The organism is Methanothrix sp., from assembly GCA_029907715.1.
GTDB lineage: Archaea > Halobacteriota > Methanosarcinia > Methanotrichales > Methanotrichaceae > Methanothrix_B.
The window spans coordinates 52030-76906 of the sequence record JARYLI010000005.1 but is presented as its reverse complement, the minus strand read 5'-3'; the positions used below and the strand labels follow the sequence as shown (position 1 = coordinate 76906).

At 53.7% G+C, this 24877-nt stretch carries 20 protein-coding genes and 2 tRNA genes; 10 read left to right on the top strand and 12 right to left on the bottom strand.

Annotated features, from left to right (window positions below):
- Positions 1 to 61 precede the first annotated feature (61 nt).
- Positions 62 to 865 carry a geranylgeranylglycerol-phosphate geranylgeranyltransferase gene (locus tag QHG98_04905; protein MDH7597069.1) on the bottom strand — a complete coding sequence of 268 codons (804 nt, stop codon included), beginning with the start codon at positions 863 to 865 and terminating at the stop codon, positions 62 to 64.
- Positions 862 to 1203 (bottom strand): MarR family transcriptional regulator, encoded by a 342-nt coding sequence (locus tag QHG98_04900; protein MDH7597068.1) that lies wholly within the window; start codon positions 1201 to 1203, stop codon positions 862 to 864. The genes QHG98_04905 and QHG98_04900 overlap by 4 nt, the downstream gene beginning before the upstream one ends.
- A gap of 371 nt (positions 1204 to 1574) precedes the next feature.
- Here QHG98_04900 and thiC point away from each other — a divergent pair, with 371 nt between their 5' ends.
- From thiC to QHG98_04880, 4 genes are all read left to right on the top strand, one after another.
- On the top strand, positions 1575 to 2858 hold the full coding sequence (gene thiC / locus QHG98_04895) for a phosphomethylpyrimidine synthase ThiC (protein ID MDH7597067.1): 1284 nt from the start codon (positions 1575 to 1577) through the stop codon (positions 2856 to 2858).
- 539 nt (positions 2859 to 3397) lie between these two features.
- Positions 3398 to 5182 carry an indolepyruvate ferredoxin oxidoreductase subunit alpha gene (iorA, locus tag QHG98_04890; protein MDH7597066.1) on the top strand — a complete coding sequence of 595 codons (1785 nt, stop codon included), beginning with the start codon at positions 3398 to 3400 and terminating at the stop codon, positions 5180 to 5182.
- Positions 5179 to 5766 carry an indolepyruvate ferredoxin oxidoreductase subunit beta gene (iorB, locus tag QHG98_04885; protein MDH7597065.1) on the top strand — a complete coding sequence of 196 codons (588 nt, stop codon included), beginning with the start codon at positions 5179 to 5181 and terminating at the stop codon, positions 5764 to 5766. The genes iorA and iorB overlap by 4 nt, the downstream gene beginning before the upstream one ends.
- Before the next feature lie 14 nt (positions 5767 to 5780).
- A complete protein-coding gene (locus QHG98_04880; GenBank protein ID MDH7597064.1) occupies positions 5781 to 6233 on the top strand; it encodes a HEAT repeat domain-containing protein in 453 nt (150 codons plus the stop codon).
- A 323-nt stretch (positions 6234 to 6556) separates the two neighbouring features.
- On the opposite strand, the gene xseB is transcribed toward QHG98_04880, so the two are convergent.
- The 3 genes from xseB to QHG98_04865 form a co-directional block, all read right to left on the bottom strand.
- Entirely contained in the window at positions 6557 to 6772 is a 216-nt protein-coding gene (xseB, locus tag QHG98_04875) for an exodeoxyribonuclease VII small subunit (protein ID MDH7597063.1), read from the bottom strand.
- Positions 6773 to 7698: 926 nt separating this feature from the next.
- Positions 7699 to 8985, bottom strand: a complete 1287-nt coding sequence (locus tag QHG98_04870) for an isopropylmalate synthase (protein MDH7597062.1) — start codon at positions 8983 to 8985, stop codon at positions 7699 to 7701.
- A gap of 786 nt (positions 8986 to 9771) precedes the next feature.
- A tRNA-Glu gene (locus tag QHG98_04865) sits at positions 9772 to 9849 on the bottom strand.
- 324 nt (positions 9850 to 10173) lie between these two features.
- Between QHG98_04865 and QHG98_04860 the strand changes: the two genes are divergently transcribed.
- The gene (locus tag QHG98_04860) at positions 10174 to 11748 is read left to right on the top strand and encodes a TrkH family potassium uptake protein (GenBank protein MDH7597061.1); all 1575 of its coding nucleotides are present in this window, start codon (positions 10174 to 10176) and stop codon (positions 11746 to 11748) included.
- Positions 11749 to 11750: 2 nt separating this feature from the next.
- Here the strand turns inward: QHG98_04860 and QHG98_04855 are convergent, their stop codons facing one another.
- A complete protein-coding gene (locus QHG98_04855) occupies positions 11751 to 12548 on the bottom strand; it encodes an FAD/NAD(P)-binding protein (GenBank protein ID MDH7597060.1) in 798 nt (265 codons plus the stop codon).
- 426 nt (positions 12549 to 12974) lie between these two features.
- Between QHG98_04855 and QHG98_04850 the strand changes: the two genes are divergently transcribed.
- Positions 12975 to 13955, top strand: coding sequence for a hypothetical protein (locus QHG98_04850; GenBank protein ID MDH7597059.1), 981 nt, complete (start codon positions 12975 to 12977; stop codon positions 13953 to 13955).
- A 97-nt stretch (positions 13956 to 14052) separates the two neighbouring features.
- On the opposite strand, the gene QHG98_04845 is transcribed toward QHG98_04850, so the two are convergent.
- Positions 14053 to 15336, bottom strand: coding sequence for an OFA family MFS transporter (locus QHG98_04845; GenBank protein ID MDH7597058.1), 1284 nt, complete (start codon positions 15334 to 15336; stop codon positions 14053 to 14055).
- Between the two features lie 680 nt (positions 15337 to 16016).
- On the opposite strand from QHG98_04845, the gene QHG98_04840 reads away from it, so the two are divergent.
- Positions 16017 to 16089: transfer RNA gene (locus QHG98_04840), tRNA-Pro, on the top strand.
- Between the two features lie 226 nt (positions 16090 to 16315).
- Positions 16316 to 17518 carry an NAD(P)/FAD-dependent oxidoreductase gene (locus QHG98_04835; GenBank protein MDH7597057.1) on the top strand — a complete coding sequence of 401 codons (1203 nt, stop codon included), beginning with the start codon at positions 16316 to 16318 and terminating at the stop codon, positions 17516 to 17518.
- A 17-nt stretch (positions 17519 to 17535) separates the two neighbouring features.
- Here QHG98_04835 and tsaA read toward each other — a convergent pair whose 3' ends face one another.
- The 4 genes from tsaA to QHG98_04815 form a co-directional block, all read right to left on the bottom strand.
- Entirely contained in the window at positions 17536 to 17976 is a 441-nt protein-coding gene (gene tsaA, locus QHG98_04830) for a tRNA (N6-threonylcarbamoyladenosine(37)-N6)-methyltransferase TrmO (GenBank protein MDH7597056.1), read from the bottom strand.
- A gap of 89 nt (positions 17977 to 18065) precedes the next feature.
- On the bottom strand, positions 18066 to 18815 hold the full coding sequence (locus QHG98_04825; GenBank protein ID MDH7597055.1) for an AAA family ATPase: 750 nt from the start codon (positions 18813 to 18815) through the stop codon (positions 18066 to 18068).
- Between the two features lie 20 nt (positions 18816 to 18835).
- The gene (locus QHG98_04820; protein ID MDH7597054.1) at positions 18836 to 20368 is read right to left on the bottom strand and encodes an ABC transporter substrate-binding protein; all 1533 of its coding nucleotides are present in this window, start codon (positions 20366 to 20368) and stop codon (positions 18836 to 18838) included.
- A gap of 189 nt (positions 20369 to 20557) precedes the next feature.
- Positions 20558 to 21649: an FmdE family protein gene (locus QHG98_04815; GenBank protein MDH7597053.1), complete on the bottom strand. Its 1092-nt coding sequence runs from the start codon at positions 21647 to 21649 to the stop codon at positions 20558 to 20560.
- A gap of 413 nt (positions 21650 to 22062) precedes the next feature.
- Here QHG98_04815 and mmp10 point away from each other — a divergent pair, with 413 nt between their 5' ends.
- Together mmp10 and QHG98_04805 are read left to right on the top strand one after the other, a co-directional pair.
- Positions 22063 to 23280 (top strand): methyl coenzyme M reductase-arginine methyltransferase Mmp10, encoded by a 1218-nt coding sequence (gene mmp10, locus QHG98_04810; protein MDH7597052.1) that lies wholly within the window; start codon positions 22063 to 22065, stop codon positions 23278 to 23280.
- Positions 23255 to 23719 carry a GIY-YIG nuclease family protein gene (locus QHG98_04805; GenBank protein ID MDH7597051.1) on the top strand — a complete coding sequence of 155 codons (465 nt, stop codon included), beginning with the start codon at positions 23255 to 23257 and terminating at the stop codon, positions 23717 to 23719. The genes mmp10 and QHG98_04805 overlap by 26 nt, the downstream gene beginning before the upstream one ends.
- A 259-nt stretch (positions 23720 to 23978) precedes the next feature.
- Here QHG98_04805 and QHG98_04800 read toward each other — a convergent pair whose 3' ends face one another.
- Positions 23979 to 24311 (bottom strand): hypothetical protein, encoded by a 333-nt coding sequence (locus QHG98_04800; protein MDH7597050.1) that lies wholly within the window; start codon positions 24309 to 24311, stop codon positions 23979 to 23981.
- Positions 24312 to 24877: the final 566 nt, after the last annotated feature.

Here is a 24877-nt window from a genome sequence, read left to right as displayed (position 1 = left end):
GAACGCCATACACGTTGCGATTTTCGGCCTGCTCACACCCAGTGCATTTCTGGCTCTGATGTTACAGCAGAGAGCCCAGCAGGAAAGCCGTCAGTGCCAGCGCCATTCCCATCTTTATCCACCTCTGAGATCCGGAGGCGTCGCCCCGGAGCATTCTGTTCATGGAGACGAGAAACGCAATATTGGCTGTGCTGACAGCCACCAGATACTCGATACCCAGCGGCACGAGATAGCTCAGCATTACTGCCACGATCAGAGCCAGAGATGCCGTGATGAATGATTTTCTCTCTCCGATGAACGCGGGAAGAGTTTTCGCCCCATGCGCAAGATCTCCCGGAAGATCCTCAATATCCTTGACGATCTCCCTGCTCAGGGTTGCGAGGGCTGAGAGGATGGAGAGATAGGCTGTTATGCTCGAAGGCATCGCAGCAAGCCCGCCGAACAGGAAGGTGGTGCCTGTGAGATACGAGACCGCGATGTTGCCCGCTGCGGGCAGCCCCTTGAGTCTCGCAGCATAGATGATGAGCACAGATGAGTTCAACACCGCTAGCGCCAGGCAGCTCTGATTTATCATCCCCGAGATAATACATCCCGCGACGAAGAGCGTCACCGACCACATCAGAGCAGCACTCGGGGAGATCCTGCCGCTCGGTATTGGCCGCTCGGGCCGGTTTACCGCATCGATCTCCCTGTCGAAGTAGTCGTTTATCGCATTGCCTCCGCCTGTGATGAGAAACACCGCGAAGAAGACCAGAGCAGGAATACGCAAAGACTGCGGGATTGCGCCTGATGCAATCATGCCTGTGAGCGAAGCAGCCCCTGCCATCGCGCAGTTCGCAGGGCGCATGATCTCCAGGAGGATCAAGAAGAGCGCCTCCGATTTCCAGTCCCGCGAGAAGATCTCACAAGGAAAAAGACATACAGCTCCGCTAAGTAGCTGTCGATTGGTCTGCACTGTGAAGAACTCATCATAACAAGATAGGTCCTCCTCCCCCTGAAGGTGGTCCTGCTCCTTTTCACAAGCCCCCTTCTCTCCATCCTGCACACGATACGCGAGCACTTGCTGCTGCTTATGCCAAGAAGCCTCGCGAGCTCAGACTGCACGATCCCATTGCTGCCGATCAGGGCCAGAACTTCCTCCTCGAGATGGCTGCAGTGCCTCAACCCTGCACCACTCAATCGATACCCTCCGATTCGGAGCATGTAGCAGATCTTCTGGATATATATTTTTTACTTAGCAGCCAATTGGCCTGTCTGGGAAAACATGATGCACTACCGAACTCCATCATCCATACGAAAAACAACCGTTTATACAGACCCACATCAACCGGTCGCATCTCAGTTCAACGAATTGACTTTCAGGAATTTCCAGTGGCAGCAACTCATGAATACCAATGTCAAATGCACTCGATCTCAATGATAGGGGATATGACTTCCCCTAAAGGAGAGGGGGTCTTCTGCCTGCTTTTCTGTTACCCACAACCTGCATAAGACAAAATTTATTGCTCAGAAGTAAACTTTTTTGTTTAAAAACCTTTAAATAAAAATTTACTCTCCCGGATATCGGTGATTGCATGGGTATGCTTGAGGATGCAGCAGCAGGAAGGCTGAACGATGAGATGAGATATGTGGCGCAGGTGGAGGGAAAGACTCCTGAGTTCATATGCAGAGGTATCGCAACCGGAAGAATAGTGATACCTGTCTCCCCTTACAGAGAGACCAGGCCGGTGGGCATAGGAAAAGGTCTGCGCACGAAGGTGAACGCATCCATAGGTACAAGCTCAGACATCGTGGATGTGGAGATGGAGGTCGAAAAGGCGCGTGTTGCAGAGAGCGCAGGGGCTGACACTCTGATGGAGCTCTCGACAGGCGGTGACCTGCACGAGATCCGGAGGAGGGTGATAGAGGCGACGAGCCTCAGTGTCGGCAGTGTTCCTCTTTATCAGGCCTTCATCGAGGCGATAAGAAAGCACGGGGCCGGAGTTGACATGACAGAGGACGAGCTCTTCCGGGCTGTTGATGAGCAGGCGCGGATGGGCACGAACTTCATGGCGATACACACAGGCATAAACAGAATCTGTCTGGAGCGCCTGAGGGCACAGGGCGGCAGGTTCGGAGGGCTCTGCAGCCGCGGCGGCGCCTTCATGATAGCCTGGATGCTTCATAACGAAAAGGAGAACCCGCTGTACAGCGAATTCGACTATCTTCTTGAGATACTCAAGGAGCATGAGGTGACCCTGAGCCTCGGAAACGGCATGCGTGCAGGCGCGATCCACGACTCGACCGACAGGGCTCAGATACAGGAGCTTGTGATCAATGCGGAGCTCGCGGACAGAGCGCAGGCTGCTGGCGTCCAGACGATCGTCGAGGGGCCGGGACACATACCTGTTGATGAGATAGAGGCTAACATAAGGATCATGAAGCGCATGACAAACGAGCGGCCGTTCTACATGCTGGGTCCCCTGGTGACAGATATAGCTCCGGGCTACGATCATATCGTGGCCGCTGTTGGGGCAAGCCTCTCAAGTGCATACGGCGCAGACTTCATCTGCTATGTCACGCCTGCAGAGCACCTTGCACTTCCCACCCCTGAGGATGTGAGGGAGGGGGTCATCGCAGCGAGGATCGCTGCTCACATCGGGGACATGATCAAGCTCGGCATGAGGGACCGGGATCTGGAGATGGGCAGAGCAAGAAGAGATCTGCTCTGGGAGAGGCAGTTTGATCTCGCACTGGACTCACAGCGAGCCAGGCAGATACGGGCTGAGAGAGAGCCTGCTGATAGCAGGGTTTGCACTATGTGCGGCGATTACTGCGCTCTTAAAATAATAAAAAGCAGCATCAACCTGAGCAGATAGCTGCAGTCATCTGATCCAGCTGTGAAACGGGTTCTGCAGGAGGCCGATCAAAGCCCATTCGCACAATCGATCCTGCCATTGAGCGCGCTGCAGATCCCCCTAAACAGGAGATGTTCCATCTGCCCGGAGAATCCCATACGTCATCGGTTAAGATCGACATGTGTAGAATTGGACTTCGCTCTTATGTGCGTAGCAACTTGCAGAGCATGCAATGTGGTCGGTGAAAGCATTCATTCGTCGAAACGAACGCATAGCATGACCCCTGCTCCTTCGGGCAAGTCATCAAATGGATAAGAGCGTTGGACTTAATAGTCTTATCTCGCCTCAGTACTGCTATCAGGACACAAGTCCACAGGCGGTCGATTTGAACCAAACTCTCCAATCTGGCGCGGTCTCAATTTGTCAAATTTCGTGGTCAATATATTTACATAAAATCCTTAACCTACCGATTGGAGGATTCCATAACCTGCAGATCGCCCGCTTCAGCCACTGGATCTATAAATCATAAGCACAGGCTACCACCCTAGGAAGGTCTTTCCATGCGAGAATATCTTCTGGGCAACGTGGCAATCGCAAGAGGGGTCCTGGAGGCAGGCGCAGGCCTTGCAGCCGGCTATCCGGGAACCCCATCTTCTGAGATCATAGATACCCTTTCAGGTATCGCATCCAGGTACGACATTCATGTCGAGTGGTCAGTCAATGAGAAGGCTGCTCTTGAGGTCGCAATAGGCGGGTCCTGGGCTGGAACGAGATCCGTCGCAACGATGAAGCACGTCGGCCTGAATGTTGCAGCTGACCCATTCATGACGCTGGCGTATCTCGGGGTCGATGCGGGTCTTGTCATAGTCTCTGCGGACGATCCGTACTGCCACTCGTCTCAGAACGAGCAGGATACAAGGCGGTACGCCCAGTTCGCATCTGTCCCCTGCCTCGATCCCGCGGACCCGCAGGAGGCGAAGGATATGACGATCTACGCCTTCGACCTCTCAGAGCGTTTCAGCGTGCCTGTGCTGCTCCGCCCCACGACACGCGTCTCGCACGCGAGATCTGATGTTGAGACGGGCGAGATACCTGAGGGGAGGAGAAGGGGTCGCGGATTCAGAAAGGATCCTGCGCGGCGTGTCTCCCTGCCTGTAAATGCGAGGCCGCTCCACAGGGCGCTGATCGATAAGCAGAGAGATATCGAGAGAGAGCTCGAATCCGCGCCATGGAACAGGCTCGTCCTGAAAGGAGATGTGGGTGTGATAGCCTCAGGCATAGCAGGGCTCTACGCAGAGGAGGCTCTGGCAAACCTTGGCGCAGATCTCTCTCTTCTCCGGATAGGTACATATCCAGCCCCATCGCGCATGATCGAGGAGATCGTGAAAAACACATCTAAAGTCATGGTGGTCGAGGAGCTCGAGCCCGTGGTCGAGGAGATGGTCGAGATCGTCGCGAGGCGCTGCAATCCGGAGCTGGAGATCCTGGGGAAGAGTAGCGGTGATATCCCCAGAGCTGGCGAGCTGGATCTCCTCACAGTGAGAAATGCGATCGCGAGGATGCTTGGCATGAGCGCTATCGTGCCGAAGGATCTCCCCGGCACCGGGATCGTCCCGCCTAGGCCGCCATCGCTCTGCCCGGGATGTGGGCACAGAGCTGCGTATTACGCCATGCGAAAGGCGTTCGGAAAGGACGCGATATACACCAACGACATCGGATGCTACACCATCGGGATCTCGATGGGCACTGTGGACACGTGCCTGTGCATGGGCGCAAGCATCACAATCGGCTCAGGCATCCGGTTCGGCGGCGACGAGCGACCGATATGCTGCTGCATAGGCGACTCGACATTCCTGCATGCGGGAATGACAGGGCTGCTGAACGCGGCCTACAACAAATCCAGGATGACGGTGGCGATACTCGACAACTCGACGACAGCGATGACCGGTCATCAGCCACATCCCGGCACAGGGGTGACCGCGACAGGCGAGGATACGGTGCGCATATCCCTGGAGGGGATCGCGAGGGCTCTCGGAGCTGGCCATGTTGAATGCGTCGATCCATACAACCTGGAGGAGAGCGTTGATGCCTTCACGCGTGCAAGAGATTTTTCAGGGCTCTCCGTGGTCATATCGAAAGCACCATGCAGAATACTGCTCAGAAGAAAGGGTGAGAGATTCAGACGCTACCGGGTCACAGATAAGTGTGTGGGATGCAGACAGTGTGTCGAGTTTAACTGTCCAGCTATAGAGTTCGATGAGAAAGCGTTCATCAATCAGCTCTGCACCGGATGTGGGGTCTGTGCGCAGATCTGCCCGAAGGGCGCGATAGAGGTGGTGAAATGAGGACATCGAAGTGCGATATGGTGATAGTTGGTGTTGGTGGACAGGGCGTGATCCTCATCTCGGAGATCATAGGCAGGGCGGCGCTCAGGGCGGGCATTCCTGTGAGGGCTGCAGAGACACACGGAATGGCACAGCGCGGCGGGAGCGTCATAAACCACACACGTCTAGGATGTGTCTACGGCCCGATGGTCCCCGAGGGCGGCGCAGATATCCTCCTGGCTCTGGAGCCGGCTGAAGCCCTCAGATACGGCAGGTACCTTTCCAGAGGCGGTGTCGCTCTGGTGAACACAAAGCCCGTGCTTCCCACCACCGTCACCACAGGACAGTTCAGGTACCCGGATATCGAGGAGATACTCGCTCCTCTGAGAAGCGTCGCACGGGTGATAGCCATAAATGCAACAGAGATCGCAGAGAGGGCTGGAAATCCACAGACAGCGAACATCGTGATGCTTGGAGCCATGTCCAGATTCATGCCGATCGAGGAGGCTCTGCTCCTGGATGCGCTCAGGGACTCTGTTCCGGGGAAGTACATCGATGCCAACGTGAGGGCTTTCGAGCTGGGAAAGGCTGAAGTATCCGGATAGCTGCATATCTTAGCATGGAGATGAACCCCGATAAAAATCAGGGCGATGAGCCCGAGGTCCCCGAGGTCCTGCCCGATGAATCGTGGCCCACAGATCGTCTCATAGAGGCAACCAGAGACAGAAACATGCTCGTCAGATCGAACGCTGTGAGCGTTCTGGCCGCCAGAGATGGGCCGGAGGTAGTCGAGGCCCTCATAGAGGCAATGAGAGATGAGGACTATGTTGTGAGAAGCAACGCAATGGTCAAGCTCTCTGAGAGGGGCACGGCGATCCTGGACAGAATTCTTCAGGCACTGGATGACCCGGACGAGAACATACGGGCCGGGGCTGCATGGGTGCTCGGGGAGCTGAAGGACCCCAGGGCGATAGAGCCGCTTCAGAACGCGATGAACGATGAGAACATGATCGTGAGGATCCAGGCGAGGGCATCGCTGATGGCCATGGGAGTCATCGGCCAGAAAAAGTGATCGATGGGAGCGGAGGACTGGCGTTTCCGCAGCCTATCGATCTCCTGAGGATTCCTGAAACCCAGCTCTTTGGCATAAAGCTTCTCTCATACACATGCAGCCACATTCGCAGATCCTCGAACAAGGAGGTTAATGGGAATCCTCTCCTGTGTCCGATCTTCAGGCGGTGTGCGTGCATCAGCTGCCTGGCAGTATTTTTGTTGGGGGGCTCATGCCGGTGGTTCGCCGGACCGGTAATCTCGCAGAAAGATGCCGGTTACGCCTGGTTCGAGTGCCAAGAGCCTGCATCTCAGACGATTCAACCACATGAACCTTGGCGGGAGTTACTCGAGCAGATCCTCGGGTATCACGCCTGTGAGCGATTCTATTCTGCGCTCTGCGCTCTCTATTTTGGAGCTGCAGATCCTCACAAGCCGGATGCCCCGCTCGAAGAGCTCCAGGCTCTCGTCGAGCGAGAGCCTTCCGGACTCAAGCTCCCTGACGATCTCCTCCAGCTCATCCAGAGCGCTCTCAAGAGATTGCTCCGATATCTCAACCACCCTCCGACATCTTCACATTCCATGCCGCATTACATCTCTCAGAACAGCAATCCTCCCCCGCAGCGCCTGGCAGAGACACATGTTGCGATGACGCTGTTTTTGAGACGATCTCACCGTGCGAGTGCGCTGGACAGCGCTGGATGTTATCGAGAATTACTATAAATATGTTCGTCCAGTGGTGCTGTGTTGGATAATTAAGGCCTATATGGTTGAACGCCATCGGTTTTTACTATAATCACAATTTGTATGAATTGGCCCTATGATATCGTATTCTCAAACATTATTCAACACAGCATCCAATGGTGAATTCCTCCTCGCTCTTATGTATTCAGCAACTTGAAGGACATGCGGGCTGGTCGCTGAATGCACTCCATTGGTCATCGTTTAAGGATTTTCTGTAAATAGATTGACCATGAAATTCGACAAATTGTGATCACGCCAGATTGGAGAGTCTGATTCAAACCGACCGCCTGTGGACTTGAGTCGTGATAGCAGTACTGATGCGGGATAAGACTATTAAGTCCAACGCTCTTATCCATTTGATGACTTGCCCGAAGAAGCAGAGGTCATGCTATGCGTTCGTTTCGACGAATGAATGCTTTCAGCGACCACATTGCATGCTCTGCAAGTTGCTACGCACATAAGAGCGAAGTCCAATTCTACACATGTCGATCTTAACCGCTGACGCATGGAATGCACTCATACCCTCGGAAGGGACGCATAGTGTGACTGGTGCCTCTTCGGGCCAAGTTATCAGATGGATAAGAGCGTTCCTCATTTCCCTGAAGGGTAAGAGCTCCCTGCGCTTCGATCTGTCATCGAAGCAAGTCGAAGGTTTCATGGATCTGGTTATCCAGTGTGCTTCTGCTGGCGTAGAGGCAGCGCATCTACGTTAGTAGATGCTGCTTCTCCACAGGCTCTACCCCTCAGTCCGGCATGGGATCCCCACTTTTATGGCTCTCGTTCTCGAATATCGACTCGAAGAGGAAGTACTTCTCAACATATGCCTTCAGCTCCTCGTCAGATATGCATGACCTTCTCTTCTCCTCATCGTACAGCCTCTTTATCTCGGAGTGTATTAGATTGAGCCGCCAGTCATCCTTGTCTACACTTACATCCATATCCATGAGCTCTCTCAGCGCCTCCTCGACCTTGATCTTCAGAACCTCTCTGCCAGATGTCGGACCTATCATGAGGCTTCTGGTCGCTCCCACGATCTCCGGCGGATACGGCTCGTAGGTGAAGGGGTTCCGGATCACGCCGGCTGTGTGTATGCCGCTCTCGTGTGAGAATATGTTCCTGCCAACCACTGCCTTGTTCCTCGGCACCCTTATGCCCACATGCTCCTCCATGAACTGGGCGAACTCTGTGAGGCATGAAAGGTCGTACTTCTCGAAGCCCTCGACCCTGGTTTTAAGAAACAGCAGAACCTTCTCAAGCTCCGCGTTGCCGGCTCTCTCCCCTATTCCCAGAAATGTGAGGTTCGACCAGTTTGCTCCGTACCAGTAGCCAACTATGGAGTTCACTGTGCCAAAGCCGAAGTCGTCATGGATGTGCGTCTCTATATTTTTAACTCCCAGCTCGCGCAGCCTCAGGACCATGCTGGGTATCGAGTACGGATCGCTCAGACCCTCAAACGGCAGCCCGTACCCGAGGGTATCACAGATGCGGATGGTGCAATCCCTGTCTATATCGATTATATCCCTCACAAGAGGGTAGACAAATCCCTCCAGATCCGAGCGAGTGATGTCCTCCAGATGCGCTCTGGTCCTGAGACCATGGTCGACAGCATACTGAAGCGCGCTCAGATACATCTCCCGCGCAGCCTCCCTGCCTGGAAGCCCCATCTTTATCAGTATGTGAGGATCTGATATCGACATCAGTATGCCGGTCTCTCTGATCCCGTCCATCTCCAGAACAAGATCTATGTCATTCGTGTTCGCCCTGCTCCAGCCGGTGACCTCGGGGTTGCAGCCCCTGTCCAGCATCTCCCTTGCAGCCCTCTTATCGGTGCTGCTGAACAGGAACACCTCCAGCTTCTCTATGCCTATCCTGTGAAGGTATTCGTATATCCTCAGCCGGTCCCTCAGAGTTATGACAATTCCGGGCATCTGGGCCCCATCGCGAAGCGTGGAGTCGCTTATGAAGACATCATTTCCGTTCGGCAATCTTATCTTCGGGAGATCCTCATAGGACATGAACCGCACACGCATCAACCTCCATCCAGGGACCCATGCTCGACGTGCTGCGGCTGAAAGGACAAACTCTAAAAGCAGGCATCAAAGCTGAGTTCCGCACAGGCACGAAGATGCAGGCCCTGGGCTAGATTGTGAGGTTGACGATAATATTTATAAATTCTGCTCGATCTAAAATATAGATCACTATTAATATTATTGGCCCGCATTCCCGCTTGCTTCAGGAGCACCTATTGCCTTGGGATTGATTCGGTGAGCTGGACGTCATCCATTGAATTCGTGGAGTACAAACAGCCATCATTTCCGAGTGCCTGTTAAGACATTCCATTGATCATCGGTTAAGGTTTTTCTGTAAATATATTTGCCATAAAATTTGACAAATTGAGATCGCGCCAGATTGGAGAGATTGATTCAAATCGACCGACTGTGGACTTGAGTCGTGATAGCAGTACGGAGGCGAGATAGGACTATAAGTCCAATTATACACATGTCGATCTTAACCGATGACGCATGTCAGACATTTGAGACCACACCGCGATGTGGACCCAGACTTATAAACGGAGTTCGGCTCAGCACGCAAACCATCGCTGGATCTGCAGCATGCACTCCTGAGCACGAAAGCGATAACGCTCTTATGTATTCAGCAACTTGGAGGTCATGCGGTAGGTTGCTGAATGCACTCATCCGCTCACCAGGAGCGCATAGCATGACTGCTGCCTCTCCGGGCAAGTTATCAGATGGATAAGAGCGAAGCGATAATTGCAATCCGAATAAACCCGCATGACTGCAGCTTTGCCGGAAGAATGGTGCTCCGGTAGGGATTTGAACCCTAGTCGAAGGAGTGAGAGTCCTTCATGATTGGCCGAGCTACACTACCGGAGCGCGGAGCAATGATAGTCCTTCAATCATTTAACCTTTTTGGCCGGATCGCTGCTTCAGGACGCCGCTGATATCCGCACTGAATCAGGCTGCAAGCTCCTGCAGGCGGACATGTGTTTGAGCCCGAATATCCCTCTGACCACCGGTATCCTTCTCAATGTCATGACCAACCCGGCAGGAGGACCTCCGTGAGCCCGGCTCTCCCTGGCTTCCACCCGGTACCGGCAATGCTAAGCTTTATGATCAAGAGTATGATATGTCCCAGGACCTGATGTGTTGGAGCCTCAGGGAGGTCTCCAGCAAGCTCTGGATACAAGTGGCATCGGCATGAACGTAAAAATCCTCCTGTACTCGTTCGGGGATCTGCTCAGGATAATCAGCATACTGATGCTCTTTCCCGGCATGGTCGCAGCATACTACAGAGAGCCCGAGGGAGTGGTGGCCTTCGCATTCACATCAATAATCGCGATGGGGATCAGCTCTCTTCTCAGAAGGCACGGCGAGATGGGTGAGCTCAGCATAAAGAACGGGTTTGCGCTGGTGGCATTCGGCTGGCTGACAGCTGCGATGATAGGCGCGATACCCTACATGCTGCTTGGAATGGGGCTCACAGACTCACTATTCGAATCGATGTCCGGATTTACCACAACCGGCGCATCTGTGCTCACTGAGAGCAACAGCGAGGGGTACTGGATCATAGATGGTGAGCTGGCAAACCGGAGCGTTGCATTTATCGTTGCCGGGTCCGTCGAGTACCTTCTCTGGGCGACAACGAATACAACTGTATCTCCGGTGCTTTCCGAACAGCCCACGTACTATGGCCTCCTCTTCTGGAGGTCCTTCTCCCAGTGGCTGGGCGGAATGGGCATAATCCTCCTGTTCATCGCGATACTCCCCAGGCTCGGGGTTGCAGGCAGACAGCTTTACAGGGCAGAGGTCCCGGGGCCTGATAAGGAGTCGCTGACGCCCAGAATAAGGCAGACCGCAGAGCTGCTCTGGGGGATCTACCTCTCACTCTCCATAATAGAGGTTGTCCTTCTCAAAGTGGCTGGAATGCCGCTTTACGACGCTGTATGCAACACATTCGCCACGATGGCAACAGGCGGATTCTCTCCCCAGTCCCTGAGCATCGAGGCTTACGGAAGCCCGGTGATCGAATACATACTGGTGCTTTTCATGTTCCTGGCAGGAGCAAACTTCGCGCTACATTACAAGACCGTATACCAAGACAGGATGAGCCTGATCAGAGATCCGGAGTTCAGGCTCTACTCTTTAATCGTGATAATCTCCACGCTCTTCATCGCTGCCACTGCCGGCATGGTGAGCCCTGTTCCAGATCGCATAAGATACGCGCTGTTTCAGGTCGTCTCCATCATGACCACGACAGGCTTCTCGACAACAAATTTCGACACATGGTCTCCGGCTGCGAAGATCGTGCTGCTGCTGCTGATGTTTGTGGGCGCATGCGCCGGATCAACCGGTGGCGCGATAAAGGTCGTAAGAGTCCTGCTGACTCTTAAATACGTTCAGAGAGAGCTCATGCTTGCAATACATCCAAAGGCAGTCATCCAGGTAAAGCTTCATGATACCGCTATCAAGGAGGAGATCGTTCGCTCCACGATCAGCTTCTTCGGGATATACATGCTGACCTTCGCCCTGGCATCCGTCACGCTCGCCGCGGTCTCGTATTCGGATCCAGCGATGAATCTGGAGGCGATCTTCTCAGCAGTTGCATCATGTCTCGGAAACGTTGGGCCTGGTTTCGGTCCTGTGGGTCCCTACATGAACTACTCCGCCATACATCCGCTGGGCAAGACGATACTCATTCTGTGCATGTGGATGGGCAGGCTCGAGATCATGACGGTACTTGTGCTCCTGCTTCCGGATTTCTGGAAAAGGTGAGATCAGAGCAGTTCGCTGATCATATTGTACGGGAAGACCGGCCCCTCCCTGCACACACGGTATGGGCCGATGGTGCAGTGCTCGCACTTTCCGATCCCGCATTTCATGTGCCTCTCCATAGATACAAATACGTCTGATTTCATGAAGCCCTTCTCCAGAAGCCTGTTCGTGACCGCCTGGATCATCGGCAGCGGCCCGCAGATCGCAGCTGATGCAGGTGGTGATATCTCCATTTTATCTAGCAGCGCTGGAACCATCCCGACATTACCCCTCCAGGATTCATCGCCGACGTCCACTGTCAGCTCGATCTCAATGCCCTCCATCTTCCAGGACTTGTACTCCTGCATGAAGTACAGATCGTGACGGGTTCTGGCTCCGTATGCCACAAAGACCTCCTCGAACTCATCTCTCCTGTCCACGATGTAGTTAATCAGAGACCTCAGGGTCGCGAAGCCGGAACCGCCCCCTGCTATGACAATCCTTTTATTCATTTTATCGACAGGAAATCCATTCCCCAGCGGCCCGCGGATGCCCAGAACATCACCTATCATGGAATCCATTATTCCGTTTGTTATCCTCCCCGCCCTCCGGATGCAGAGCTGGAGCACATTTCTCGTCGGGCTCGATGCTATCGATATGGGGCACTCGCCCATTCCAAAAAGCGATACCATGACAAACTGTCCCGGGCGGTAGGTGAAGCTCACATCCCTGTCAAGTATCTGGAGAGATATGAGATACGAGTCACGTGTCACGCGATCGATATCCACGATCTCTGCCTGAAAAGGTATGTACTCACTCAACCTGATCCCTCATGAGACGCCCATAGGCTTGCTGTTTGAGACGAGCTCCTGAGAATGTTGCAGATCCTGAAGAAGAATCTTGTGATGCGGGGCATACGCTACGCATTAGAGACATCTCCCGTTGAGCTCTCAGGGATATCTGGCTGGTCGTATAGTCATATCACTGAGCTCAGATGCATGCGACATTGTGGTATTCATGTGGCATTGTGCCAATGCATGCTGAATCCCGACAGCCTGTTCAGGCATTCGAGACCATGAGGTGTGCGATGGAAGCATGTGGTATCAATGGCGCACCCATGCTGTAGTGCATCTCCATCTTGCCATATCAGCATCCTGTTGGGCTCATGTGAGTCCCACAGGATGCTCAGTGATTTATAATGCGTTGATCAACGGTCTCCTGAGGTGTTAAATTTGAGATCTCTCATCATGGTATTGCTGATTGCGGGCGTGATCGCAGGCACAGCAGCCTCGATAACGCCGGAGGAACTCTTCGGCGATGCGAATTACAGCTATCTGGATATGACCGTTCCCGGATTCGGCTCGAACACGACGTTCTCGATGATGGATCACTTCGACAATGCAAGCATGTCATTCTTCAGCCAGTTCTACTTCAGCAGCTCTTCTGTCACTTCCTCCGTATCCATGACATCAGGCCTGAGCCAGCCGCGGAGAATTGAGATACGGGGGCATGAGCCGCAGCTCGTCTACCTCTTCGGAGCTGAGCCGATACCCTACAGGGAGTTTGTATCGCGCGTCTCCCTGCTGGGAACAAACCAGCTCTGGATCGCCGGACCTGACAAATGGACGCAGTACGTTGTATGCCCGGTGAACACACTGCTCAAGCTCATCGCAGACTCCACAGCTGATGGTGTGGCTGACATCTACGAGATATACCCGAACAACACGATCAACCGCAGACAGTACCCCATATTCCCAGGGCCCAACGAGATGAACTTCAGGGCAGATTCTGTTGGAAGGAACATGGTTTTCTTCATAGCGAACAGCATCCCGAGCAACATCGTCATCATAGACGTCGTTCCTGCTGTTCAAACCGCCCCGCCGCAAATACCCCAACAGACAGCTCCCGCCATCTCTGCAGTGAGCGCTGTTCAGGTGTACGCCCCTCCGGCTGCGCCGCTGGCGTCATCACAGGCTGGCGATACTGTTGTGATCATAAGATCCACGGGAATGAGAGGCTATGATGTCTACCTGGATGATGTGTATGTTGGAACCGATGGAAGGGGCGGAGATCCTCTCGATGGCTCGTTCACCCTGAGGGTCGTGGGCAACATGGAGCACTTCATAAAGGTCTGGGATGGCCAGTTCTTCTACGGAAAGCCCAAGTACTATCCGAGGGGCGTGACCACCACGCTCTGGGTCGAGCCCGGATATGCCCTCTACATCTGAAGCAAACGCCCTGAAAAGCAGTTGGTCATAAATATGACACGCCCGGGGATGCCATCAGAACATCTCCAGGGCGTGATGCACTTTTTGTTGATACAGGTCATGCTGTTTTCGGCTTTGGCGGCTTGAGCATCGTCATGGCCACAATGAAGCCTATGACGGCCAGCACAGCCACATACGGGAAGACCTGGATGTACGCGCCGAATATATCCTTGGCCTGGCCTGCCATGATGTTGCCGATGACCGCGCCTGCGCCGTAAGCTGTGAAGACCAGCCCATAGTTGCGCGCGTAATCCTTCGTGCCGAAGAAGCTCGCAGTTGCTGTCGGGGCGATCGCCAGCCAGCCACCCAGACACATCCACAGGATGGCGAAGCTTATTGTGTAAGCTGAGATCGACGCCGGGCTCGTGTATATCAGCAGAGACGCCAGCAGTATCAGTATGAACGACAGCATCGCAGCCCTTGGGGGAGTGAGCTTATCTGTGAGCCATCCGAATATCGGCCTTCCACCACCGTTACAGAATGCGAACGGTATTATCAGGCTGGTCATGAGCGCCGAGGCGCGCGCCTGATCCATGCCAGCGTTGCTCGCAACCTCAAGGCCAACTGGCTTGGAGACGCCTATGGCCATCAGCCCTGCAAGTGTGCCTATAGTGTAGCATATCCAGAGTCCATAGAACGTCGTGGTCTTGGTCATCTCGCTCCTCATGAACTCTGCTTTTGGAGCGGCTCCAGCCTTTGGCTCAGGCGGTTTCCAGCCCGCTGGTGTCCAGCCGGCGGGTGGGAACACAAGCACAGTCGAAAGGACCACGGTTATTATCAGGAAGGCTATTCCAAGGAAGCGGAACATGTTCAGCACGCCGAAGTTTGCGGTTAGATAATCCGCTATCGGTCCGGTGACGGCTGCAGAGAAGCCGAAACCAAGAACCGTGAGCCCCACAGCGAGCCCTCTCCTATCCGGGAACCATCTCGCAGATGTCGTGATGGGGCAGTTGTATGCTATTCCCACACCGAGACCGCCGATAACGCCGTAGTATATCGCAAGCGTTGTGGGAGATGTGGAGAAGGACGCCAGAATCCATCCAAGACCCACAAGAACGCCGCCTCCGATTCCGACCTTCCGAGGCCCGAGCTTCTCTATGTACTTTCCGACCAGGGGCATGGTCAGGGCGAAGATCAGCAGGAAAACGATGTACGGAATCTGCATGGCAGTCGCGCTGACAGTCAGCCCGTAGTTCTCTGTGAACAACTTCTTCAGCGGCGGGTTTATTATACTGTATGCATAAATGGCACCAAGACAAAGCTCTATCAGAAGGCCAGCTATCACAAGGATCCAGCGCCCTGACTCAGCCTTCATTCCCATAATTTTCACATCATCAGACATGAATAACACCTCTTCAGGATGCTCTGCATGCTATACAAATTGTACTAATTTATTATACAGTTTAATTATTATAAAATTCCAATCGCCACTCTCTTCACTACCCTCCTTTACCACTTTGGCAAACCTGATGAATGCATCAGGTTTATTTTAATTGATAATGTAGGTAACTCTATTTAAAATTAGCGCATAAGGTGCACCATGGATGGAGCTTTTGATGACGCTAAAATGTAACGACAAACCGGCCATACACTTTGGAACATTTATTCATATGCATCCTCGAAGATCCGCCGGATTTGAACGTGCTGAACATGACAGATCGCCCGCTGCAGTTGTGCACCCGTGTCGATTGTGACTTGCATCATTGAATTCAGAAGCATGCGACATTATGAGATTCATGTGGCATTATGCCAATGCATGCAGAATCTGATGGCCAGTTCGGCTATTCGAGTACACACATAACTGAATCAAATATAATTTGACGAAAGTATAAAAGATGTTCAATCAAACAAGTACACGACCCGTATGCTCTGCCTTGGCGCTCCTGGAGTTTCACACACTCCAGCTTTGAGGTGCATGGGCTGAGACGTTATATCTGGCTGACGGCCACACCACCTGTTTCCCGTCATATTTGGGGAAACCCTTATATTGCAGCTGGGCCAACTCAAGCCAGCCTGTGTCTTGGGGCCATAGGGTAGCCTGGTATCCTACAGGACTGGGGGTCCTGTGACTCGCGTTCAAATCGCGATGGCCCCATACGGGGCTGCTCCTGTACGGGTTTTGGATGATATGAGTTTTTGATACGATCGTCCGAGCATGCCGGTTTTTGAAAAAGCTCCACAATCGCCTGATCGACCGCTGAGTCTGCAGAATAACCGATGAATGTATAAACAGCCATGAAGCATGGTGACCAGAGGGATCACAACGCAGATCGCTTCTGAATGCATGATGCTTTTTTATCATGCTAATAAGATGATCATAGATGATCCGGCTTGAACAGATGCCCTGGGGGAGATCCATGAGAAGGGTGAAGTTTGATGTTGCTATTGTCGGCGCATCGCCCGCCGGGCTCTCTGCTGCAGCATGCTCTGCCCGTACCGGCGCGAGGACCGTGCTCGTCGACAGGGATCTCGCATCGGTGCCGAATGCCAACACGGTATTCGATGGGATGGCATCTGTTGCATATCTCAATGTGGATCGGTTCTCCATTCATCAGGTCAGTGGCATGCGGCTCGTCTCCCCATCAGGCCATACCCTTGAGATCGATGCAAGAGGCCATTTCCTGGACAGGAAGAGGTTTTATGCTCATCACCTGAACTCAGCAGCCGACTGCGGTGCTGAGATCATCGAATCAGAGGTCAGGTCTGTATCGAGATCCTCGAATGGCATGGAGCTCTCGCTCTCCTCCGGCGATGTGATCGATGCCAGGATCGTCATAGATGCTGCCGGTGTGGATTCTCGGATTGCATCATCTCTGGGAATCAAAACCATGCGTCATCCAGAGGACGTGGCCTGGGCTGTCGAGGTCGATGTGCGCCATCCGGGCATCGGGGAGGAGGATCGGTTCGAGTACTGGGTGGGGAGCATAGCACCGGGATGGAAGGCCACGTTCTCACCCGCTGGCGATGACATGGCCACGCTGGGGGTCTTTGTGAGACGCCACGGGAGAGACGTTCAGATGTTTCTGGACGCGTTCCTGAAGAGGTTCATCAGAAGAAGAGCCGACTCATATCACGGCCTGGAGCAGATGAGGATCATGGAGACCAGGCGGGGCGGCGACCCGATCGCAGCACTTCCGGGGAGGATTGTTGATGATAGTATAATGGTCACAGGCGGGGCTGCAGCCCAGAGCGGGCTAGCCTACTCGATGCACGCCGGTTCGATATGCGGCGACGTTGCAGGCAGAGCTGCCCTGGCAGGAGATGCATCCGGGAAGCGCCTCTCAGAGTACAGCAGAAGGTGGTGGCGGGAGCTCGGCCTCGAATACGTTCTCGGAAGGGCATCGCTTGAGAGTCTCAGATCGATGAGCGATGATGAGATCGACCGGCTCTTTCTCTCCCTCTCCGGCCGTGATCTGCTGGCATCTGGAGGTCTGTGGAAAAAGAGCGCGAATGCTTTTTTGAACGTGGCAAGAGCCATGCCAGGCATGCTGCCGCGATTTATTCTCAATCTGCTCCGGTTTTGAGGATCCTCCAGGAACTCTCACTTCCCGCTCTGCTTCTCATCCCACCAGCCGATCTTAGCATCCGGAACGCAATCTATTCCCGGAGAGTACGGCTTTATATCGATCAGCGGTGTGCCGTCGAGTGCGTCCAGGCCCCTGACCTGCAGCCTTCTCCCATCCACAGACAGCAGCTCTGCGACACTGAATGCCACCGGATTCGGCCGATCCGGGGATCGTGTCGCAAAGACCCCATGGACACGGCCGTCATGAGGCGGTACAGCTCTGAGCTTCGTTCTGTCTGCTCTGTCCAGCCAGTAAAGCACTATGAGATGCGTGCATTTCTCAATATCCATCAGCCCATCCTCAAACTCGGGAAAGATCTCGATCTCGCAGATCTCTCTGGAGACCCTGCCCTGGTGCGGCGCCTCGGCCCTGCTGGTGAAGGGGGTGTGGATCACCCCAATGGGTCTTAGTACCATCTCGCTCTCCATGTCCATTCATCCCATCTGCCAACTGCCCGACCTGAAGACCGGAGCTTGTGACTGAAGGAGATACTATGTTGTTCCATCTATCTGATCAGCCTGTCGGCGATCTCTCCCATTATCGCGATCTCTGGGAGTGCTCCGCCGGTCAGGCTTGCCCTGAATAGATCCTTACGTTTCGGTATCACGCCGATGACCCTGTCCCTGTCGATCATATCCAGGATGTCCTCAGAGTCCTCATCGATTCTGTTCACGATGAAAAACACATCTTTTCCAATCTTTTCGCCCATCTCAGCTATCTTCTCAGATAGCTGTACAGACTCGTAGCATGGATCTATGACAGCCACGATCTTATCGCAGCCTGTCTCCACACCCCTCCCAAAGTGCTCTATTCCAGCGTCTGTATCGACGATCACATATTCTCCATTGGTCCTGAGCTTCTCCAGAAACTCCCGGGCGAGAGCGCCCATGGGGCACGCGCACCCTTCGCCGAAGTTGTGGATCTTGCCTATGGCGACGAGCTTTACCATCTCATCACCAACCACGACCTCCGGAGGTATATCCTTTATCTGGAACTCCTCTGGAATTATGCTCAGCGCCTCTCTCCGTTCGGATCTGATGAAACGCATCAGTCTCTCACTGAGCGCCCTCTTTCCTCCTAAGGATTCCATGAAGTCTTTCGGCTGATCAAAGCCGAGCATCCTGTAAATTCCGAAGTTGGACTCGTCAGCATCGACCACAAGAACCCTCGTGCCCCTTCCAGCAATCTCCCTGGCGAGAAGAGCTGAAACTGTGCTCTTACCGCTACCGCCCTTGCCGCATATCAGTATCTTCATCATCCACCTCCAAAAAAAATTCAGGCCAGGAAGGCCATCTTGTTCAGCGGAATTGGCACGCCGCTCCCAACGCCGTTCTTTGTGTAGAAGAGATCGACCTTCCCGTCGTGTGCCCAGTAGTTGGTCGGGTAGTAGAGCGGGAGCGCTGGAAGTTCTCTCGCGTAGACCTCCTGTATCTCGTTCACCAGCTCTCTTCTCTTCTCCGGATCCATCTCCGAGATCTCCCTCTTGAGAAGATCACTCAGCTCCTGGTTATCGTATCTGGCGCTGTTGAAGCCAGACCCTGTGATCACCTTGTTCAGTATCGCCGGATCTCCGCCCATTCCGCCGTGCCCGCTGAGCGCGAGATCGAAGTTCCACTCGTTGACCGCGTTATCAAGAGTCTTCGAGTCGACGCTGCGCATGTTGACCTTTATGCCCGCCTCCTCCAGATCTCTTTTTATGAGCTCGCCAGCGCGCTCATTGCTCGATGTGACGAGAAGCTCAACCTCCAGCGTCTTTCCGTCCTTCTCGAAGAAGACCCCCTTCTTCTCATACCCCAGCTCCTTCAGGAGCTCGCCCGCCTTCTCCGGATCATGGGCATACTGCTCAACATCCGGATTGTACCACTCGCTGTCAGGCGCGAAGAGGCCGGGGCTCGCAGGAACACCATACCCGCGCTGGGCTATCTCAACGAGCTTCTCCCTGTCTATGGAATACGCAAGAGCCTGTCTGAACCTGACATCGGAGAACGGCTCCTTCTTGTGGTTTATCATGAGCTTCGCGAGCCAGTCGTGCGCGCCCTCGAGAACCACGAAGCTGCCCCTGAGCCCCTCAGCGACCTCTGGAGGCACAGCCGCAGCATCGACCTCGCCTCGCTTCAGCGCCGGCCCTGCCATCTCCTCGCTCAGCTTGACGAACTTGAGCTGCTTCACCTTCGGAGCGCCCTGGTAGTAATCCTCATTAGCCTCGTACAGATAGGTGCCCTGGGCCTTGTTGTAATCGACAAGCTTGAACGGTCCTGTGCCTGTAAGCGCCTTCGCATCCTGGAAATCCTCCGGCTTCGTCACATCGATGTAGATGTGCTCCGGGAGGATCGGCAGTGTACCTGCGACCTGGTCCAGGAACGGGGCGTAGGGCTTCGCCAGGTAGATCTTAACCGTGTGATCATCGATCTTCTCAGCCCTATCCACAGTGCTGCTGTCGACCCACTGGTACGGATGCTCTTTTATGTAGTTGATCGTGAAGACCACATCGTCCGCTGTGAATGGCTCGCCGTCATGCCATTTCGCGTTCGGATTCAGATTGAAGATGTACGCGTTCTCGTCCTTCAGATACTCCCAGCTCTCTGCGAGCGCAGGCACGAAGCCGTTCTGGTCCTTCCAGACCAAGGTATCGAAGATGAAGCTCATCCGCACATATCCGGGACCCCTGGAGTAGTGGAGGTACGGCGATGGGTACCCCCAGTCCCCGGTCGTGTCCGCTATCGTGTATACCGGTATCTCCTCTGCAACTGCCGGCAGAAGAAGCGATATCAGCATGGCAGTGCAGAGGATCTTTACCAACCTGCTCATGTTCTACATCTCCTTTTCAAGTTAATATGAAATTTTTCCTACATATATGAATTCTTTGTCATTGAATAACATCTTTAATGAAATTGCTTGCAACAAGTCTGGCTCATCAATTTAATCTGGCAACTAAAGTGTCGTATTTATTGGTAGAGGTCATTAAAGTTGCTAAATATAAAGGAGGGATTATGTCCCTCACATCACTCCCGCAACCTTCAGGGGATGCATGCCAGCGTTCTGGAGCTGGGCCAGCATATTCTGGTCAACCTGGAATCTCTTTATAACGCTCACCGCGATCTCTGGCTCATCCCAGTAGTCCATCATGCGAACATCCATCACGAGCTTCGGTGCCCAGGATGGGCCCTTCCAGTCCTTCGTCTCCGTGAGCTCGTACATCCTAGTCCAGTTGAAGCTCAGAACCAGCGCATCCCCCTGCTTTGCGGTATCGTTCCATCTAACGAATATCCCTGCGACGTCGCTCTGGTTGTACTTCGCCCTGAGCGCGTTCTTCTCTGTATCCGTCAGAGCCATGACGAAGATGCCGCTCTTTCCGACCGTCGCATCCCAGAGAATCTGGAGTGCGTCATCCTTGCACCATGGAGGCACTGCTATCACCTTGTAGCTCTCAGCGCTGCTGTTTATCGGCAGCTCCTTCTCCACGTATTTCGCGATCATGTATCCGCTGGTGACTCCGGGGCAGAGATGGTCGTGGAATGAAGCTGCCTGAATGAAGTCGAAGCTTGCGTTCCTGGCCCACACATTTGATATTCCCACAAGCGAGAACTCGTTCCCATCGAAGATCTTCTCGTTAAAAGTTCTGTTACCTTCATCGGTGTTGTTCAATAGGTAATCGAGATCCACATTTGCCTTTGAGATCTTTGAGAAGACTGCATCATCCGACGCAGCTTTCAACCCCTCTAGACTCATCGAGAGCGCCTCCGCCTTCACTTCCAGATACAGCGCCTCTTTGCTGTTCTTATCGAAGAAGTAGAACCACAGCGGCTTCCAGTGCGGCCTCAGAACCTGAAAGAGGTTTCCGTCGCCATGAGAGCAGCCTGCGGTCTCTGAGACTCCCTTCAGCGCCTTCTGGGTGGTCATGCCTGAGACGATCGCGTAACCAGCATTCGTCAAAACAAGTATGTTCTCATCGCCTTTCTGGAAGGATAACTCGCTCATCGCCTTCTCTGCAGCTCTGACACCAATCTCCTGTATCGCGGCATCGTCTGCAAACGCGCATGATATCAGGACAAGGGTGATGCAGATACTACTTAAAACAAATCTCATCATACCATCACCGATTTTGGAATATTAGTATACTACTATTTAAGATTAATCTTAACAATTGTAGCAAAAATGCCTGCAGCATGGGTTTTTTGTGATGGAGTCGATACATTCGTAATCTGCCAGACTGTTTATCGCCTTTGCCAGATCGTATGGGGTTGAGGATCATGGGCTCGAATAACTGAACGCTATCAGCTATCAGGAATACTGCTCTGGCATAATGCTGCATGATATCCACGAGGTTGGATGCGTCAGAACTCGTCGATTCGAATACCGTATCGGGTGATACTGCAACCACAGATGGCCAGACATCTTGTCGTCTATTCGAACCTGGCCGATCATCCGCTACATCAGTCGGGTAGATCTCCAGGACAGTGTCGATCGCCAACCTTTTTATGTTCCCGGACAGACTCGCTCTCATGGAGATACTCGCAGATGTTGGCGGCAGGCCCGGCATTGATTGCGGTGGCTTCTGCACCTACTGCTACTTCAGGGGCGTGAAGCCGGTTCCGCCCTTCGGCTGCAAGCACTGTCTTCCGTTCAGGAAGGGCTGCGATTACTGCACCAGGGCCATAATCGAGGGCTACCCCGGATTCAAGCCGATCGATGCGGTGGTGTTCGATGTCGCCCAGGCCTCTTATGGAGCCACGCCGGACAAGGTGACCATAAGCGGTGGTGGAGACCTGAGCTGCTATCCGGATCTTCTGAAGCTTGTGAGGATTCTCGGTCAGAAGAGCGTCCCGATACATCTGGGGTACACCAGCGGCAAGGGCTTCAAGCGGGGCGATGAGGCGGATGAGCTTGTGGACGCGGGCGTCAGAGAGGTCTCATTCACAGTCTTCTCCACAGATCCTGAGCTGAGACGGAAATACATGCATGATAAGCATCCAGAGGCGGCTCTATCAAACCTGAGGATATTCTGCGAGAGGTGTGATGTCTATGCTGCAGCGGTCCTGCTGAAGGGCGTGAACGACAGGGAGGTCCTTGAGAGGACATGCCAGGATCTCGAGGACATGGGAGCAAAGGGCCTGATCCTGATGAGGTTCGCAAACCATCCTGAGCAGGGATTGATACTGGGAAATGCGCCTATCATCCCAGGGCAGGATGTTCACACCGTCGAGGAGTTCAGGGACACTGTTACTGAGATGAATCAGAGATACAGAATCAGGATAACCGGAACTCCACTCTGGGACCCGGAGACGAAGGCGCCTTTTGCTCTGTCCCACAATACCGAGAGGCTCAGATCCCTCCCGGAGCTGAGGAGATCTGCGACGATCATCACGGGATCGATAGCCGCTCCGCTGCTGGAGAGGATATTCTCCGCGCTGGGTGGAGATGTGAATGTTATCGCCACGAAGAAGGACGTAGCATGCCTCATGACGATCGACGATCTCAGGGATGTGGACCTCTCCAGGGTCAGAAGGACCGTCGTCATTCCGGGGAGAATGCTTGCGCATGAGAGGGAGGTGAAAAAGGAGCTCTCAAGGGATGGTATCGACAGGCTGATAGTGAGAGGTCCGGACAGGCTCACAGTCGATGGCGAGATGAGCATCTCGATGACAGAGGAGGAGGTCATAGAGCTAGAGCTTGAGGCCTTCGCCGAGCTGATCGATGAGATCAACGCGCTCGGCGTGTAAGAACGCGAACGCGGAGATCAGGATGCGAGGCATCTACACCCTGATACTGGACCTGGAGCATGGGATCCGGATAAGAGTTGGCTCTCTCGGCGAGATTCTGTTTCCAGAAGGATACTACGCGTACACCGGCTCTGCCCGCGGCCCGGGCGGCTTCAGGCGGATAAATCGCCATATTGCGGTGATGAATGGTGAGAACGCCACGCGCCGCTGGCATATCGATTATCTCCTTCCACATGTCATTTTGAGGGATGTCATCACCACAGCAACCGATAGGGATCTAGAATGTGAGGCAGCCAGGAGGATCGGCGTGAATTGCATCCCTGTAGCGCGTTTCGGATGCACCGATTGCAGATGCACGAGCCATCTGCATTACAGCCCGAGTTACAGAGAGATGCTGTTTGCTTGCAGGAAAGCACACAGAGATCTGCTGAATCTCTGAATTGTCTTAGGGCAGATGAATCCTCTGTGCCAGCAACTCGGGACCATGCAGGCTTGGAGACACATGGCACATATTCATCTGTAATACGATCAAAAAGATAAGCCAAATGATAGGGCAGGCTGAATTTCCCTCAGCCCAGCTACATCGAGCACGCGATGGCAGCTGTCGGAGCAGGCGAGTGCGCCGCAGGTCCGTCAAATGCTGTGCATTTGAAATCCTGTCAGGCATGAAGACCGGAGTCTGTGTGCTGAATTCCCAATCAGGAGAGCCTCCTCAGCTCCTCCAGCAGCAGCGCCTCCTCATCACTGAGCGGCGGCTCATCATCGTCCTGGATCGTATCGACAACCTGACGTATGGCTATTCCCACCAGGAGCCCTTTGAGGAATGACAATCTCTCCTCATCAACTATGGATGATACGACTCTGTGGATGTATCTCTCCAGAGTTGTGCCGGGTATCGTTCTGTATGAGTTCAGCTCGTACACAACGCTGAAGATCTCGTCCTCCAGGAATCCGAGACTTCTGAGGAAATCGGTGATATCCACCTCGTCAGAGCCCTGCGTGGCCACATAGCCCGTGTAGCCATAGTTCATGCTTAATCATTAAGTTTTTAATGTATATAACCTTAGCTGAGGCTTGAGGATGTAAGAGCTCCATCTTATCCGGAGCGTGCAGCATATGAGTTCCTGTTCTGTGACTCTGGAAGGTTTTGAGTGCGTCTCAGCGCACTACATCAGTCTTTCGGCGCATGTGGGGCTGAGTGAGTACCTGCATCCCATCGATCAACAGCATCCATCCCGGCGAAGGCTATCGATTGCCTCTGCCTCCAGCTCGAGCCCAAAAATGTCGCGATATTATCCCGGAGCATCTCTTCTGCGCTGCCAGTTGTTCGATGCACCGTCATCCGGAAGGTTTAAGTAAGTAAAATTGTCCATACTCAAGATATCTGGATAAACTCCAGAGGCCATATAACACCCGGTGAGAGGGTCTCCTCCCTGGATCTGCGTCCAACCTCTCACCCGCTTCCTTTGCATATGGCGCCTGGGGTTCTGTCGAGGGCCTGAATCGATGAACGGCAAAGCACAACAAGTGCTGCTTGAATCGTGCGGACAGGATGCGCAACATCCGGCGCTCGCATGAGAGCAGCACAAAGGGCGTA

Coding starts and splice junctions, on each gene's coding strand:
- QHG98_04800 (MDH7597050.1), bottom strand. CDS start 24,311: ATGAACTATGGCTACACGGGCTATGTGGCCACGCAGGGCTCTGACGAG.
- QHG98_04880 (MDH7597064.1), top strand. CDS start 5,781: ATGGAGATGAACCCCGATAAAAATCAGGGCGATGAGCCCGAGGTCCCC.
- QHG98_04845 (MDH7597058.1), bottom strand. CDS start 15,336: ATGTCTGATGATGTGAAAATTATGGGAATGAAGGCTGAGTCAGGGCGC.
- QHG98_04850 (MDH7597059.1), top strand. CDS start 12,975: ATGGTATTGCTGATTGCGGGCGTGATCGCAGGCACAGCAGCCTCGATA.
- QHG98_04815 (MDH7597053.1), bottom strand. CDS start 21,649: ATGATGAGATTTGTTTTAAGTAGTATCTGCATCACCCTTGTCCTGATA.
- QHG98_04860 (MDH7597061.1), top strand. CDS start 10,174: ATGAACGTAAAAATCCTCCTGTACTCGTTCGGGGATCTGCTCAGGATA.
- thiC (MDH7597067.1), top strand. CDS start 1,575: ATGGGTATGCTTGAGGATGCAGCAGCAGGAAGGCTGAACGATGAGATG.
- QHG98_04900 (MDH7597068.1), bottom strand. CDS start 1,203: ATGCTCCGAATCGGAGGGTATCGATTGAGTGGTGCAGGGTTGAGGCAC.
- QHG98_04825 (MDH7597055.1), bottom strand. CDS start 18,815: ATGAAGATACTGATATGCGGCAAGGGCGGTAGCGGTAAGAGCACAGTT.
- mmp10 (MDH7597052.1), top strand. CDS start 22,063: ATGGAGATACTCGCAGATGTTGGCGGCAGGCCCGGCATTGATTGCGGT.
- QHG98_04820 (MDH7597054.1), bottom strand. CDS start 20,368: ATGAGCAGGTTGGTAAAGATCCTCTGCACTGCCATGCTGATATCGCTT.
- QHG98_04835 (MDH7597057.1), top strand. CDS start 16,316: ATGATCCGGCTTGAACAGATGCCCTGGGGGAGATCCATGAGAAGGGTG.
- tsaA (MDH7597056.1), bottom strand. CDS start 17,976: ATGGTACTAAGACCCATTGGGGTGATCCACACCCCCTTCACCAGCAGG.
- QHG98_04870 (MDH7597062.1), bottom strand. CDS start 8,985: ATGCGTGTGCGGTTCATGTCCTATGAGGATCTCCCGAAGATAAGATTG.
- iorA (MDH7597066.1), top strand. CDS start 3,398: ATGCGAGAATATCTTCTGGGCAACGTGGCAATCGCAAGAGGGGTCCTG.
- QHG98_04805 (MDH7597051.1), top strand. CDS start 23,255: ATGAGATCAACGCGCTCGGCGTGTAAGAACGCGAACGCGGAGATCAGG.
- iorB (MDH7597065.1), top strand. CDS start 5,179: ATGAGGACATCGAAGTGCGATATGGTGATAGTTGGTGTTGGTGGACAG.